The 14,176-nt window shown below is 67.0% G+C and carries 15 protein-coding genes; 7 read left to right on the forward strand and 8 right to left on the reverse strand.

What is annotated here, in order from left to right:
* Positions 1-13: 13 nt before the first annotated feature.
* Positions 14-1,057, reverse strand: coding sequence for a type IV pilus twitching motility protein PilT (locus C6P61_RS04390; protein ID WP_105728720.1), 1,044 nt, complete (start codon positions 1,055-1,057; stop codon positions 14-16).
* 25 nt (positions 1,058-1,082) lie between these two features.
* On the opposite strand from C6P61_RS04390, the gene C6P61_RS04395 reads away from it, so the two are divergent.
* Positions 1,083-1,790, forward strand: coding sequence for a YggS family pyridoxal phosphate-dependent enzyme (locus C6P61_RS04395; protein ID WP_105728721.1), 708 nt, complete (start codon positions 1,083-1,085; stop codon positions 1,788-1,790).
* 197 nt (positions 1,791-1,987) lie between these two features.
* Positions 1,988-2,416, forward strand: coding sequence for an Hsp20/alpha crystallin family protein (locus C6P61_RS04400; protein ID WP_105728722.1), 429 nt, complete (start codon positions 1,988-1,990; stop codon positions 2,414-2,416).
* 25 nt (positions 2,417-2,441) lie between these two features.
* Here C6P61_RS04400 and purU read toward each other — a convergent pair whose 3' ends face one another.
* Together purU and cfa are read right to left on the reverse strand one after the other, a co-directional pair.
* Positions 2,442-3,290 carry a formyltetrahydrofolate deformylase gene (gene purU / locus C6P61_RS04405; protein ID WP_105728899.1) on the reverse strand — a complete coding sequence of 283 codons (849 nt, stop codon included), beginning with the start codon at positions 3,288-3,290 and terminating at the stop codon, positions 2,442-2,444.
* 70 nt (positions 3,291-3,360) lie between these two features.
* Entirely contained in the window at positions 3,361-4,551 is a 1,191-nt protein-coding gene (gene cfa / locus C6P61_RS04410; protein WP_105728723.1) for a cyclopropane fatty acyl phospholipid synthase, read from the reverse strand.
* 185 nt (positions 4,552-4,736) lie between these two features.
* On the opposite strand from cfa, the gene C6P61_RS04415 reads away from it, so the two are divergent.
* Together C6P61_RS04415 and C6P61_RS04420 are read left to right on the forward strand one after the other, a co-directional pair.
* The gene (locus C6P61_RS04415) at positions 4,737-5,234 is read left to right on the forward strand and encodes a Dps family protein (RefSeq protein ID WP_105728900.1); all 498 of its coding nucleotides are present in this window, start codon (positions 4,737-4,739) and stop codon (positions 5,232-5,234) included.
* A gap of 10 nt (positions 5,235-5,244) precedes the next feature.
* Positions 5,245-6,114 (forward strand): fumarylacetoacetate hydrolase family protein, encoded by an 870-nt coding sequence (locus C6P61_RS04420; RefSeq protein WP_105728724.1) that lies wholly within the window; start codon positions 5,245-5,247, stop codon positions 6,112-6,114.
* A gap of 42 nt (positions 6,115-6,156) precedes the next feature.
* Here the strand turns inward: C6P61_RS04420 and C6P61_RS04425 are convergent, their stop codons facing one another.
* Both C6P61_RS04425 and C6P61_RS04430 read right to left on the reverse strand, forming a co-directional pair.
* Positions 6,157-6,534 (reverse strand): hypothetical protein, encoded by a 378-nt coding sequence (locus C6P61_RS04425; RefSeq protein ID WP_105728725.1) that lies wholly within the window; start codon positions 6,532-6,534, stop codon positions 6,157-6,159.
* Positions 6,535-6,563: 29 nt separating this feature from the next.
* A complete protein-coding gene (locus C6P61_RS04430) occupies positions 6,564-6,947 on the reverse strand; it encodes a TraR/DksA family transcriptional regulator (protein WP_105728726.1) in 384 nt (127 codons plus the stop codon).
* A gap of 199 nt (positions 6,948-7,146) precedes the next feature.
* Between C6P61_RS04430 and C6P61_RS04435 the strand changes: the two genes are divergently transcribed.
* A complete protein-coding gene (locus tag C6P61_RS04435) occupies positions 7,147-7,908 on the forward strand; it encodes a PhaM family polyhydroxyalkanoate granule multifunctional regulatory protein (RefSeq protein WP_105728727.1) in 762 nt (253 codons plus the stop codon).
* A gap of 25 nt (positions 7,909-7,933) precedes the next feature.
* Here the strand turns inward: C6P61_RS04435 and tgt are convergent, their stop codons facing one another.
* Positions 7,934-9,118 carry a tRNA guanosine(34) transglycosylase Tgt gene (tgt, locus tag C6P61_RS04440; RefSeq protein ID WP_105728728.1) on the reverse strand — a complete coding sequence of 395 codons (1,185 nt, stop codon included), beginning with the start codon at positions 9,116-9,118 and terminating at the stop codon, positions 7,934-7,936.
* Positions 9,111-10,172 (reverse strand): tRNA preQ1(34) S-adenosylmethionine ribosyltransferase-isomerase QueA, encoded by a 1,062-nt coding sequence (queA, locus tag C6P61_RS04445; protein WP_105728729.1) that lies wholly within the window; start codon positions 10,170-10,172, stop codon positions 9,111-9,113. The genes tgt and queA overlap by 8 nt, the downstream gene beginning before the upstream one ends.
* 100 nt (positions 10,173-10,272) lie before the next feature.
* On the opposite strand from queA, the gene C6P61_RS04450 reads away from it, so the two are divergent.
* Positions 10,273-11,037, forward strand: a complete 765-nt coding sequence (locus C6P61_RS04450) for a ParA family protein (protein WP_105728730.1) — start codon at positions 10,273-10,275, stop codon at positions 11,035-11,037.
* A 19-nt stretch (positions 11,038-11,056) separates the two neighbouring features.
* Here C6P61_RS04450 and C6P61_RS04455 read toward each other — a convergent pair whose 3' ends face one another.
* Positions 11,057-11,938 (reverse strand): LysR family transcriptional regulator, encoded by an 882-nt coding sequence (locus C6P61_RS04455; protein ID WP_105728901.1) that lies wholly within the window; start codon positions 11,936-11,938, stop codon positions 11,057-11,059.
* A gap of 86 nt (positions 11,939-12,024) precedes the next feature.
* On the opposite strand from C6P61_RS04455, the gene recG reads away from it, so the two are divergent.
* A complete protein-coding gene (recG, locus tag C6P61_RS04460; RefSeq protein WP_105728731.1) occupies positions 12,025-14,172 on the forward strand; it encodes an ATP-dependent DNA helicase RecG in 2,148 nt (715 codons plus the stop codon).
* Positions 14,173-14,176 lie beyond the last annotated feature (4 nt).

Genomic DNA, 14,176 nt, shown 5'->3' on the forward strand with positions numbered 1-14,176 from the left:
CGAAACCACCCGGTCAACCCGGGAAGTTCTCCGGGATCTTGGACTTGCTGCGCGCCTCGGCGTTGGAAATCTGGTTGCGTCGGACCAGATCGGTCAGGCTCTGGTCCAGCGTCTGCATGCCAAAGCCGTTGCCCATCTGGATTGCCGAATACATCTGCGCTACCTTGTTCTCGCGGATCAGGTTGCGCACCGCCGGCGTGCCGAGCATGATCTCGTGCGCCGCGATGCGGCCGCTGCCTTCCTTGTTCTTGCACAGGGTCTGCGAGATCACCGCCACCAGCGACTCCGACAGCATGGCCCGCACCATGTCCTTTTCCTCGGAGGGAAAGACGTCGACGATGCGGTCTATGGTCTTGGCTGCCGACGAAGTGTGCAGCGTGCCGAACACCAGGTGGCCGGTCTCGGCCGCCGTCATCGCCAGCCGGATCGTCTCGAGGTCGCGCATCTCGCCGACCAGGATCGCGTCCGGGTCCTCGCGCAGCGCCGAGCGCAGCGCACTGGCGAACGACAGCGTCATGCGCCCGACCTCGCGCTGGTTGACCAGGCATTTCTTGGATTCATGCACGAACTCGATCGGGTCCTCGATCGTCAGCACATGACCGTAGGAGCGCTCGTTGAGGTGGTCGACCATCGCCGCCAGCGTGGTTGACTTGCCCGATCCGGTCGGACCCGTCACCAGCACCAAGCCGCGCGGCTTGAGCGCCAGTTCGGCAAAGATCGGCGGACAGTTGAGCTGCTCGAGCGTCAGGATCTTGGAGGGAATGGTCCGGAACGCCGCTGCCGCGCCGCGGTTCTGGTTGAAGGCATTGACCCGAAAGCGTGCCAGTCCCTCGATCTCGAACGAGAAATCCACCTCGAGGAATTCCTCGTAGTGCTTGCGCTGGGCATCGTTCATGATGTCGTAGATCATCGCGTGGACCTGCTTGTGGTCCAGCGCCTCCACGTTGATGCGCCTGACGTCCCCGTGCACCCGTATCATCGGCGGCAGCCCGGCCGACAGGTGAAGATCCGAGGCCTTGTTCTTGGTGCTGAAAGCCAGCAGCTGGGTGATGTCCATCCCGACTCCCTTGTTTTTTATCATTATGTCCATGATCTCCGCCAATCTCCAAGCAGTACAAGCGCGCATCGAGCGGGCCTGTGATCGCGCCGGCCGGCCCAGCGGCGCGGTGCAGCTGCTGGCGGTCTCCAAGACCTTCGATGCCGAGGCGGTGCGCCAGGCCTGGAGCGCTGGCCAGCGCGCCTTTGGCGAGAACTATGTGCAGGAAGGGGTCGAGAAGGTGCAGCAGCTGCGCGCAGCCGGCCTAGACGGCATCGAGTGGCATTGCATCGGGCCGCTGCAGAGCAACAAGACCCGTCCGGTGGCCGAGCATTTCGACTGGGTCCACACGGTGGACCGGCTCAAGGTCGCGCAGCGCCTGAGCGAGCAGCGGCCGCCGGAACTGCCGCCGTTGCAGGTCTGCGTGCAGGTCAATGTCGACGGCGGTCCGAACAAGTCGGGCGTGCTGCCGGAGCAGGCGCTCGAGCTGGCGCAGGCCGTCGCGGCCCTGCCGCGCCTGCGCCTGCGCGGCCTGATGTGCATCCCCGAGCCCGCACCCGATTTCGCCAGCGCCTGCGCGGTGTTCGGCCGCGCGCGCGCGCTGTTCGACGCGCTCAATGCGCAGGGGCTGGCGCTCGACACCCTGTCGATGGGCATGAGCGACGACCTCGAGGCCGCCATCGCCAGCGGCAGCACCCTGGTGCGCGTGGGCAGCGCGATCTTCGGCGCCCGCCACTACCCCGCGCCGGCCTGAGCCAGTAGCGCCCAGTGCGATTGCCGCGGCAACGGCTGCGGCCTGCTTCGGGGCAACTCATGCGTGATCTGACTGGCTGCCGCCCCGCTTGCAATTCGGCTTGCGGGGCATTATTGTCATTGCTGCAGCAGGATATGGTCCGTCGGGCCATCGACGCTGGCAAAGACTCAGTCATCCAGACTCAAGGAGTGAAAAGCATGAACAGCCTCATGACGCGCGGCACCCGGTTCGACGATCTGTTCAGGGACCTGATGTCGCCCGGTTTCCTGATCCGGCCGCTGCACGGCGACCCGTTGCCGCAGTCGATCAAGGTCGATGTCAAGGAATCAGACGGCGCCTACACGGTGCATGCCGAGCTGCCCGGGGTCGCGAAGGAGGACATCCAGGTCACGGTCGAGGGCAATGTCGTGACTCTGTGCGCCGAGGTCAAGCAGCAAGACAGCCAGACTGCCGACGAGAAATCATTGCGCAGCGAGCGCTATTTCGGCTCGGTCGCGCGCAGCTTCCAGTTGCCGGCCGACATCGACAACAGCCAGGCCAAGGCCAAGTTCGACAACGGCGTGCTGAGCCTGACGCTGCCCAAGCGCCAGGGCAGCAGCAGCGGTCACCGACTCGAGATCGACTGAGCCGGTCGGCCGCCAGTCTCCGCTGTCAGCGGAACACCACGGTGCGGTGACCGTTGAGCCGCACGCGGTGCTCGCTGTGCCACTTGACGGCGCGTGCGAGCACCTGGCTCTCGGTGTCGCGGCCGATGCTCGTCAGGTCGTCCACCGTCATCGCGTGGTCGACCCGCGCCACATCCTGCTCGATGATCGGACCCTCGTCGAGGTCGGCGGTCACATAGTGGGCGGTAGCGCCGATCAGCTTGACGCCGCGCTGGTGCGCCTGGTAGTAGGGCTTGGCGCCCTTGAAGCTCGGCAGGAAGCTGTGGTGGATGTTGATCGCCTTGCCGGCCAGCTTGCGGCACATCTCGTTCGACAGCACCTGCATGTAGCGCGCCAGCACCACCAGGTCGGCCTGCTCCTGCTCGATGATCTCGAGCTGGCGCGCCTCGACCTGGGCCTTGGTCGCCGCCGTGACCGGCAGATGGTGGAACGGAATGTTGTAGCTCGCCGCGAGCTGGTAGAAGTCGCGGTGGTTGCTGATGATGGCCCGGATGTCGATCGGCAGCAGGCCGCTCTTCCAGCGGAACAGCAGATCGTTCAGGCAGTGGCCCTGCTGGCTCACCATGATCACGGTCGGCAGGCGCGAGGCCAGCCCATGCAGGCTCCAGTCCATCGCGTGCGCCTGCACGAACAGCCTGACCTCGTGGCGCAGCTCCTGCTCGCTCAGGCTCAGGCAGCAGAACTGCACCCGCATGAAGAACAGTCCGGTGTCGTGGTCGTTGTACTGGGCGGCTTCCTCGATGTTGCCGCCATGTTCCAGCAGGAAGCCCGAGACAGCGTGCACGATGCCGGGCTTGTCCTGGCAGGACAGGGTCAAGACGTAAGTTGGATTCATGGTGCTGCGATTGTCGCGCATCGCATGCAGGCCGCTGCTGGCGGCCCGTCTTCCGGCCGGCCTGCTGGCTTCAGCGTAGCGGACGGCGATAGCCGCCGGTCACGCCGCGCGGCGACAGCACCAGCTGCCAGAGCTGGTTGTCGCGCGCGCGGAAGGTACCGGCGCAGGCCATCAGGTAGTAGCGCCACATGCGCCGGAAGCGTTCCGGGTAGCGCTGTTGCAGCGCGGGCCAGGCGGCATCGAAGCGCTCCAGCCAGGCCATCAGCGTGCGGTCGTAGTCGGCGCCGAAGTTGTGCAGGTCCTCCAGCACGAATTCGCGCTCGGCGGCCCGGGTCAGCTCGCTCGGTGCCGGCAGCACGCCGTTGGGGAAGATGTATTTCTCGATCCAGGGATCGTTGGCGCCGCCGGGACGGTTCCTGCCGATGCTGTGCAGCAGGAACAGGCCGTCTTCGCGCAGGCTGCGTCGGGCAAGCTCGAAATAGGTCCGGTAGTTTTTCGGCCCCACATGCTCGAACATGCCGACCGAAACCAGGCGATCGAAGCGCTTGGCACCATCGGGATTGAAGTCGCGGTAGTCGACCAGTTCGACCTGGGCTGGCAGGCCCTGCAACCGCTGGCGCGCCCAATTTGCCTGTTCGTGCGAGATCGTCAGTCCGACGCAGCTCGCTCCGTATTGCTCGGCGGCATGGCGCATCAGTCCGCCCCAGCCGCAGCCGATGTCGAGCAGCGTCATGCCAGGCTTGAGCTGCAGCTTGCTGCAGATCAGCTCCAGCTTGGCGCGCTGTGCCTGCTCCAGCGTCTCTTGCTGGGCCCAGTAGCCGCAGCTGTAGGACATGGTCGGGTCGAGCATGGCCTCGAACAGCTCGTTGCCGGTGTCGTAATGCTGCTGGCCCACCTGCCAGGCCCGTGCCGGGGATTGCAGGTTCAGCAGCCGCGACTTGAGCGCGAGCAGCAGCAGCGCCGGGTTGCGCACCTGCCGGTCGAGGCCGGCCCGCAGCGCGCGGCAGATGAACTCGTCGAGCCGTTCGCAATCCCACCAGCCGTCCATGTAGCTCTCGCCCAGCCCGAGGCTGCCATGACCGAGCACCCGGTCGAAAGTGCCGCTGTGCCGGATCTGCAGGTCCCAGGGCTGCTGGCCGTCGAGCCTGACATCGGCCTGCGCCAGCAACCGCTCGAATGCGGCCCGCGCGCCGTCGTGGCGCGGGCCTGGACGTTGGCGTGGGCGATCGAATCCGGCGGGTTGAACCCAATCGTTGTTCATCTGGTATCTCCCTCTCCCTGCCTGAAAATAAGGCAAGAAGGAGAGCGGGGTCCAGCCTGTTTTCCACCCTTGGTGATTGATTTTTTCAATCATTTGGACCAGTAGATGAAATCCTGGCCCGATGCTGGCGGTATTAAGATCAGATCACGCAATCGTTGTTGCAGATTCTGGAATTGGAGGTCGATATGGCAAAGAAGAAGACTGAAGCGCGCAAGATGGACATCGGCATTGGCGAGCAGGATCGGGCGGCGATCGCGCAGGGCCTGAGCCACCTGCTGGCCGATACCTTCACGCTTTACCTGACCACGCACAATTTCCACTGGAACGTGACCGGGCCGATGTTCAACAGCCTGCACGCGATGTTCATGCAGCAGTACACCGAGCTCTGGAATGCGGTCGACCCGATCGCCGAGCGCATCCGCGCGCTGGGCCATCCGGCGCCGGGTTCCTATGCCGAATTCGCTCGCTTGAGCTCGCTGCCCGACATCGACGCCCGCCCGCACAAGGCGCTCGAGATGGTTCGCCTGCTGGCCGAGGGCCATGAGGCCGTGGCGCGCACCGCGCGCGGCCTGTTTGCGCTGGTGGACCAGGCCAACGACCAGCCCAGCGCCGACCTGCTGACGCAGCGCCTGAGCGTGCATGAGCAGTCGGCCTGGATGCTGCGCAGCCTGCTCGAGGACTGAACCCCCGCTGATGAAACTCGCTAGCTACAAGGACGGCTCGCGCGACGGGCAATTGCTGGTCGTCTCGCGCGACCTCCGTAGCGCCCACTACGCCACCGGTGCCGCTCACACGCTGCAGCAGGCGCTCGATGACTGGAACTTCATCGCGCCCCAGTTGCAGGATCTCTATGTGGCCTTGAACCAGGGCCGGGCCCGTCATGCCTTTGCCTTCGAGCCCGCGCGCTGCATGGCGCCGTTGCCGCGTGCGTTTCAGTGGGTCGCGGTCGATCCAGCTCCGCTGGCGCAGGCACAGGCCACGACCGGCTTGTCGCGGCTGCGCCAGGGATCGGGCGACGCCTTCCTCGGGCCCTGTGACGACATGCCTTGGCATGACCCGGCGCTGGCTGCCGAGTGCGCGGCTGGTCTGGCGGTCGTCTGCGGCGACCTGCCGGCGCGCGCCAATCCCGAGCAGGCGCTCGACGCGATCCGGCTGCTGCTGCTGGTCAATGACTGGTGTGGGCGTGAGTCGTCGGCCGGCAAGGCGGCAAGGGGCGCCGGCACGGCGCCGGCCTGGCCTGGCACGGCCTTCAGTCCGGTTGCCGTCACGCTCGACGAGCTCGGATCGGCCTGGCAGCGCGGTCGCCTCCAGCTGCCCTTGCAGCTCACGCGTAATGGGCAGTCGCTCGGCACCTGCGAGCCCGACAGCAGCGCGCTGCATTTCGGCCAGTGGCTGTCGCTGCTGTGTCGCCAGCGCCCCTTGGCTGCCGGTACGGTGCTCGGCTGCACGGTCTTGCCGTCCCCGGTGCTGGAGGAGGGCGACCAGTTGCGCGTCGAGATCAGCAGCCCCGACGGCCAGAGCCTGTTTGGCGCCATCGCCCAGACCCTGGCATTGCCGGCCTGAGCGCGGCCGGCTGCAGGCCGGCGCACTCAAGCCGCTGGCGGATCAGAGCTGGGTCGGATCGGCGCCCATCGCGTCATGCTTGGCGAAATACTGGCGCGCCATCGCGACCAGCTGCTTGTCGCTCGGGTGATCGGTGTTGACCACATCGACGATGGCCTCGGCGACGGCTGCCTCGTGCTGCTTGCAGTAGTCCTGGAATTCGATCTTGGCCTTGGCCGGGCCCGTCACCAGCACTTCATGCACGCCGTCCAGCGCCTTGGCAACCGCCGCGAAGAAGTCCTTGTCGCCGCTGACATGGCCGTGCTTGGGCGTGTGGTGGCTGCGCGACTTGATGCGCTGCGACTCGGCGTGCTCGCGATCGAACATCAGCACATGGGCTTCGCTGTGGTCGAGCCAGACGACGGCGTGGAAAGTGGTCATGCAAGAAGCTCCTGGTGAAAGATCCGGTGTCAAAGGGTGGCGTGGCTTTCGCCGCTGGCGCGTTCGGCCCGCTCCTGGCAGGCCAGGCAGCGCAGCGTGGTCGGGCTGGCGTGCAGCCGGGCCGCCGGGATCTCGATCTCGCAATCCGAGCAATAGCCATAGCTGCCGTTCGCGATGCGCTTGAGCGCCGCGTCAATGGCACTGAGCTCTTCCGTTTCGCGCTGGTCCAGCGCCATCGCAAGGTCGCGCTCGCCATCGAATTGCGCCCAGTCGCCGCTCTGGACGTCATGGCGGTCGCCAGCGGCTTCGGCCCGGCCGATCTGGCCACCGCGCTGCTGGCGAATCTGTTCGATCAAATCGCTGCGCAACTGCTGAAGCTGTTGGGCAAAGGTATCTGAAGTGGGGGCGCTCATAAGGGTCTTCTCCTGGAAAGTCCGGGTCGAATCGACATTCTCATACCAAACCTTTCCTCATGCCCATATCTTGCGTCACGCGATGGATGCCGATGTTGACGGAGGTCAAGCCAGCAAGGAATCCGGCCCTGCGGCTTGTGGCATGCTTGTCAGACAAGCGGTGTCGCCCCGACGCTGCACGCCATTCCCAGGAGCCCCTATGGACAAGACCGACTTCAGCGCATTCGGCCAGTACATACCCGGATTTGATTTCCTGCAAACCCTCGCGCGCCAGGCCAGCGGGGTGAAACCCGACCTGCAGCCGGCCGCAGGCGTCATGTCTTCGCTCGGACATTGGGTCGCGCCGACCTTCAGCGTCGAGGAAATCGAAAAGCGCATTCATGACCTGCGGGCAGTGGAGTTCTGGCTCGACCAGAATTCCAAGGCATTGGCTGCGACGATACAGGCGCTCGAGGTGCAGAAGATGACGTTGGCCACGCTCGAGAACATGAACCTGAGCCTGAAGGATGTGGCCGAGTCGTTCAAGATCAAGCCCGAAACGGTGCAGGCCCAGGCCGCGCCGCGCGCCGCCAAGGCAGCCGAGCCGCCGGTGCAGGACGCTGACGAGTCGGTCCAGGCCGGGTCCAAGACCGGGGTTGACCCGATGCAGTGGTGGAATTCGTTGACCGAGCAGTTCACGACCATCGCGTCGAGCGCCGTGCAGGACATGGCCGGGCAGGCCGCCAAGGCGGCCGAGCAGGTGGCGCAGACCGTCCAGGCCAGCGCCGAGGCGGCAGAGAAGATGGCCGAGCAGGCCAGGCAGGAAGTCGAGGCCGCGGCAGCCAGGGCTGCGGCACAGGCCAGCGAGCAGGTCGCAGCCAGCGCCAGCCAGCGACCGAAGGCGCCAGCCAGAAAGACTGCCGCCACAGCCGCCAAGAAGGCTGCTACTCCCCGTTCGCGCCGGAAGCCTGCTGCCGAGTGAACCGGCTGCCGGCCGGCTCCAGACTTCAGACGCCGCGTGCGCGCTCGGACTTGAAGCGAGCGCGCAGGGCGCTGAACTGGCCGGCTTCCAGCGATTCGCGCACTTCGCGCATCAGGTTCAGGTAGTAGTGCAGGTTGTGCACCGTGCTGAGCATCGGGCCCAGCATCTCGCCGCAGCGATCGAGGTGGTGCAGGTAGGCGCGCGAGAAGCCCTCGCGCCCGCCGGCATCCCAGCTCACGCCGCTTGAGCCGGCGCAGGCGTAGCAGTTGCAGCTCGGATCGAGCGGCTGCGGGTCGGCCTTGTGGCGCGCGTTGCGGATCTTCAAGTCGCCGTAGCGCGTGAAGATGGTGCCGTTGCGCGCGTTGCGCGTCGGCATCACGCAGTCGAACATGTCGACGCCCTGCGCCACGCCCTCCACCAGGTCCTCGGGCGTGCCGACCCCCATCAGGTAGCGCGGCTTGTGTGCGGGCAGGCGGTGCGGCGTGTGCGCCATGATCTGCAGCATCAGCTCCTTGGGTTCGCCGACGCTGACGCCGCCGACCGCATAGCCGGGGAAGTCCATCTCGACCAGGGCTTCGAGCGATTCCTGGCGCAGATGCTCGAACATGCCGCCTTGCACGATGCCGAACAGCGCGTTCGGGTTCTCGAGCCGCTCGAACTCGTTCTTGCTGCGCAGCGCCCAGCGCCGGCTCAGCTCCATCGAGACGCGCGCCTCGGCCTCGGTCGTGATGTGGCCCGAGCCCTTCTCGCCCTGCCAGTAGGGTGTGCACTCGTCGAGCTGCATCACGATGTCCGAGTTCAGGATGGTCTGGATCTGCATGCTGACCTCGGGCGACATGAACAGCTTGTCGCCGTTGACCGGCGAAGCGAACTTGACGCCTTCCTCGCTGATCTTGCGCATCGCGCCCAGGCTCCAGACCTGGAAGCCTCCCGAGTCGGTCAGGATCGGCTTGTCCCATTGCTCGAACTGGTGCAGGCCGCCAAAGCTCTGCATGATGTCGAGCCCGGGCCGCATCCAGAGGTGGAAGGTATTGCCCAGGATGATCTGCGCGCCCATGTCGTGCAGGCTTTTCGGCATCACGCCCTTGACGGTGCCGTAGGTGCCGACCGGCATGAAGATCGGCGTCTGCACCACGCCATGGTTGAGCGTCAGGGTGCCGCGGCGGGCGTGGCTGTCGGGGTCGGTCTTGAGCAGGTCGAATTTAAGCATGGGTGGACTTTCGGGCAAGCAGCATGGCATCGCCATAACTGAAGAAACGGTAGCCTTCGCGCACGGCGCGCGCGTAGAGCGCCATGATGGTCTCGTAGCCGGCGAAGGCGCTGACCAGCATCATCAGCGTGCTCTTGGGCAGGTGGAAGTTGGTCACCAGCAGGTCGACGATCTTGAAGTCGAAGCCGGGCGTGATGAAGATCTGGGTTTCGCCGCTGGCGTGACCGGACTGGGCCCAGGATTCGAGCGTGCGCACCGTGGTGGTACCGATCGCGATCACGCGACCGCCGCGCGCGCGACATTCGCGAATGGCTTGCTGGGTGGCTTCGGGCACCTCGTAGCGCTCGGAGTGCATCACATGGTCGGCTATTGTTTCGACCTTGACCGGCTGGAAGGTGCCGGCACCCACATGCAGCGTGACGCTGGCGCGCTGGATGCCGCGCGCCTCCAGCTCGTCGAGCAGGGCCTGGTCGAAGTGCAGCGAGGCGGTCGGCGCCGCGACCGCGCCCGGCGCGCGCGCGAACACGGTCTGGTAGCGGCGCTCGTCCTCGGCGCTGTCGCCATGTTCGATATAGGGCGGCAGCGGCACATGGCCATGCTGCTCCATCAGGCCGTAGGGCTCGGCGCTGAGCCGGAAGCGGAACAGCGGACCGTTGTCTTCGGGCCAGCGGCCCAGCAGCTCGGCGCTGAAGCCGCCGACCATGTGCAGCAGCGCGCCCGGCAGCGGTTTCTTGCTGACCTTCATGTGTGCGACCACCTCGTGGCCGTCGAGTACGCGCTCGATCAGCAGCTCGACCTTGCCGCCCGAGGCCTTCTCGCCGTACAGGCGCGCCTTGACGACCTTGGTGTCGTTGAAGATCAGCAGGTCGCCCGCCTGGAGCAGGCCGGGCAGTTCCTTGAAGATGCGGTCGACCGGCGAGCGGCCGGTGTTGTCGAGCAGACGCGAGCCGCTGCGCTCGGCAGCGGGGTGCTGGGCCACCAGTTCGGGTGGCAGCTCGAAGTCGAAGTCGCTGACGGTGTGGGCGCGCGTGGCGCCGGAGGAAGATGGATTCATGTCGCTTGAGGGCCGAACGGGCCCGTGCCAAGAAAAACCGGCATTTTCCCACGGCTGGGCTGCCTCATAATGATCCAGACCAACAACAGCAGGAGGCGCCGTGGCGCTTGTCGTATTCAACCAGAAGGGCGGGGTGGGCAAGTCCACCATCGCCTGCAACCTCGCCGCGATCAGTGCTGCCCAGGGCCTGCGCACGCTGCTGATCGATCTCGACCAGCAGGGCAACTCGACCCGCTACCTGCTCGGCGCCCCGGTCGGCGCGCAGCAGCCTACGGTGGCGAGTTTCTTCGACCAGACGTTGGGCTTCAGCTTCAATCCGGCGCCGCCGGCCGATTTCGTGCTGCGCACGCCGTTCGAGCAGCTCGACCTGATGGCTGCCAGCGACCGACTCGACGAGCTGCAGGTCAAGCTCGAGTCGCGCCACAAGATCTACAAGCTGCGCGAGGCGCTGCAGCAGCTCGGCAACGACTACGACAGGATCTACATCGACACGCCACCGGCACTGAACTTCTACACCCGCTCGGCATTGATGGGCGCGAGCGGTTGCCTGATTCCGTTCGACTGCGACGACTTCAGCCGCCAGGCGCTCTACACCCTGCTGGCCAATGTGCAGGAAATCCGCGCCGATCACAATGCCGGCCTGCAGGTCAAGGGCATCGTGGTCAACCAGTTCCAGCCGCGCGCCAAGTTGCCGCAGCAGCTGGTGCAGGAGCTGATCGCGGAAGGCCTGCCGGTGCTGCAGCCCTATCTGCCGGCCTCGATCAAGGTGCGCGAGTCGCACCAGCTCTCATTGCCCATGATCCATCTCGATCCCAGGCACAAGCTGACCCAGGCCCTGGTCGAGCTGCACGCCGCGCTGGCCTGAGCCGGCACGGACCGGGCGATCAATCCGGCGTCAGCAGCTGGCGCAGCAGCGGATGCTGCACCTTGCGCTCGGTGCTGATCGCGTAGTAATGCTCCTCGACCCCGGCGCAGGCACCGAGCAGCTTGGCCTGATGCCGTTGCAGCAGCGCGTCCTCGAGCGCGAGCGCGGCCGGGAACACGCCCAGGCCCGCGCCGCCAAAGGTTTCCAGCAGGGCGCTGTCCTCGAACTCGCCGACCACGCGCGGGCGCAGGCCCAACTGGGCCAGCCACTGGTCGAGATGGGCGCGCACGATCGAATGGGTGGTGGGCAGCAGCACCGGGACATCCTGCAGCGAGGCCGGAAAACCGGCCTGGGCCTGCTCCCACCAGCGCGGCGCGGCATACCAGCCCATGCCGGTACTGCCCAGCGGGTGGCTGTGCACCTTCAGGTGCGGGTTGAACGGGGCTGGATGGTCTGACAGCACCACGTCGAGCTGGTGCACTGCGAGTTCGGCCAGCAGGTCGGCCATTTCGCCTTCATGGCAGACCAGGCGCAGCTCCGGCGTGGCCAGCACCGGCTGCAGCAGGCGCTGCACCTCGAGCTTGGCCAGCCCGTCGGCGATCCCGACTGCCAGCCGCATGGTCGGCGCCTGTGCCGCTGCGCGCACCCGCTCGGGCAGCACTTCGCCGAGCTGGAAGATCTGCTCGGCCTGGCGCAGCGCGGCGATGCCGGCCTCGGTCAGCGCCAGCCCGCGTCCGGCCGGCTTGAGCAGCTGGCAGCCGAGGTCGCGCTCGAGCTCGCGCACCTGGGCGCTGACGGTCTGCACCGCCATGTCGAGCCGCGCTGCAGCGCGCGTCATGCCGCCTTCCTTGGCGACGATCCAGAAGTAATACAGGTGGCGGTAATTGAAAGCCAGGCTCATGCTCTGCTTTTCCTTGAAATGGATGCCGTGATTGTCTGCTTTTCCGTTCAGGCGCAAAGCGGGTCCGGCTGCGGCAAAATGCCGTCATGTCAGACGCCTTGTCCGCTCCGCCGCCGGCTGCCGCCAGCAAGCCCCTGTCCGCGCCGCAAAAAGCGCTGCGCAAGCTCGGGCTGGTGCGCGCGATCGACCTCGCGCTGCACCTGCCGCTGCGCTACGAGGACGAGACCCGCATCGTGCGCCTGCGCGAGGCGCGCGAGGGCGAGGAAGTCCAGATCGAGGGCATCGTGACCTCCTGCGAGCTCAGCCCCGGCCCGCGGCGCCAGTTGCTGGTGGTGCTCGATGACGGCAGCGAGCGCTGCACGCTGCGCTTCTTCAGCTTCTACCCCTCGCACCAGAACACGCTGGCGGTGGGCGCCTGCATCCGGGCCCGTGGCGAGCTGCGCGGCGGCTTCCTGGGTTGGACCATGATGCACCCGACCTTCCGCGTCGCGGGTGGCGAGCTGCCCGATGCGCTGACCCCGGTCTATCCGACCAGCGCCGGACTGCCGCAGGCCTATCTGCGCCGCGCGGTGCTCGGCGGACTCGATCGCGCCGATCTCGGCGACACCATTCCGCCCGAGGCCGTGGCGGACTGTCCGGGCCTGCGCCAGCGCCTGCCCGGCGGGGGGCAGGGCGCCTGGAGCTTGCGCGAAGCGCTGCATTTCCTGCATCACCCCCGGCCCGATACCTCGCTGGCGGCGCTGGAGGACCGCAGCCATCCGGCCTGGCAGCGGCTCAAGGCCGAGGAGCTGCTGGCGCAGCAGCTGTCACAGCACAAGGCCAAGCAGGAGCGCGACCTGCTGCGCGCGCCGGCGCTGCGGCGCCGCCCGGACGGGCTGGACCAGCAGCTGCTGGCGGTCCTGCCTTTCGGCCTGACCGGGGCCCAGGCCCGCGTCGTCGACGAGATCGCGGCCGATCTGGCGCGCCCGGTGCCGATGCACCGCCTGCTGCAGGGCGATGTCGGCAGCGGCAAGACCGTGGTCGCGGCGCTGGCCGCCACGGTCGCGATCGAGGCCGGCTGGCAATGCGCGCTGATGGCGCCGACCGAGATCCTGGCCGAACAGCATTTCAGCAAGCTGGTCGGCTGGCTCGAGCCGCTGCTGGCACCACTGGGCAAGTCGGTGGCCTGGCTGACCGGCAGCCAGAAAAAGAAGGAGCGCGCCGCCATGCTCGCGCGCATCGCCTCGGGCGAGGCGGCGCTGGTGGTCGGCACCCATGCCGTGATCCAGGATCAGGTCCAGTTCCAGAACCTGGCGCTGGCCGTGATCGACGAGCAGCACCGCTTCGGCGTCGCGCAGCGCCTGGCCCTGCGCGAGAAGATGCGCGACGCCGGCCTGGAGCCGCATCTGCTGATGATGAGCGCGACCCCGATCCCGCGCACGCTCGCGATGAGCTACTACGCCGACCTCGATGTCTCGACCATCGACGAACTGCCGCCCGGACGCAGTCCGATCGTGACCAAGACCGTCTCCGACAGCCGGCGCGACGAGGTCATCAGCCGGATCCGGGCCCAGGTCGCGCAGGGGCGCCAGGTCTACTGGGTCTGCCCCCTGATCGAGGAGAGCGAGGCGCTCGACCTCGGCAACGCGACCGCGACCCACCTCGAGCTCAGCGCCGCCATGGAAGGCCTGTGCAACGCCGACGGTACCCCGCTGCGGGTCGGCCTGCTGCACTCGCGCATGCCGCCGGTCGAGAAGAAGGCCGTGATGGCGCTGTTCAGCGCCGGCCTGATGGGCGTGCTGGTCAGCACCACCGTGATCGAGGTCGGCGTCGATGTGCCCAACGCCTCGCTGATGGTGATCGAGCATGCCGAGCGCTTCGGCCTGAGCCAGCTGCACCAGTTGCGCGGCCGGGTCGGGCGCGGTGCGGCCGCTTCGGCCTGCCTGCTGCTGTATTCGACCAATGAGTCCGGCCGCCTGAGCGAGACCGCGCGCGAGCGCCTGCGCGCCATGGCCGAGACCACCGACGGCTTCGAGATCGCCCGGCGCGACCTCGAGATCCGCGGCCCCGGCGAGTTCCTCGGCGCGCGCCAGTCGGGCGCCGCCATGCTGCGCTTTGCCGACCTCGCGACCGACATCCACCTGCTCGAATGGGCGCGCGCCTGGGCGCCTGTCATGCTCGAACGCTGGCCGCGCTTGGCGCAGCAGCATGTCGAGCGCTGGCTTGGCGGAAAATCCGATTATCTGAAGGCCTGAATCC

Source organism: Malikia spinosa (genome assembly GCF_002980625.1).
GTDB lineage: Bacteria > Pseudomonadota > Gammaproteobacteria > Burkholderiales > Burkholderiaceae_C > Malikia > Malikia spinosa.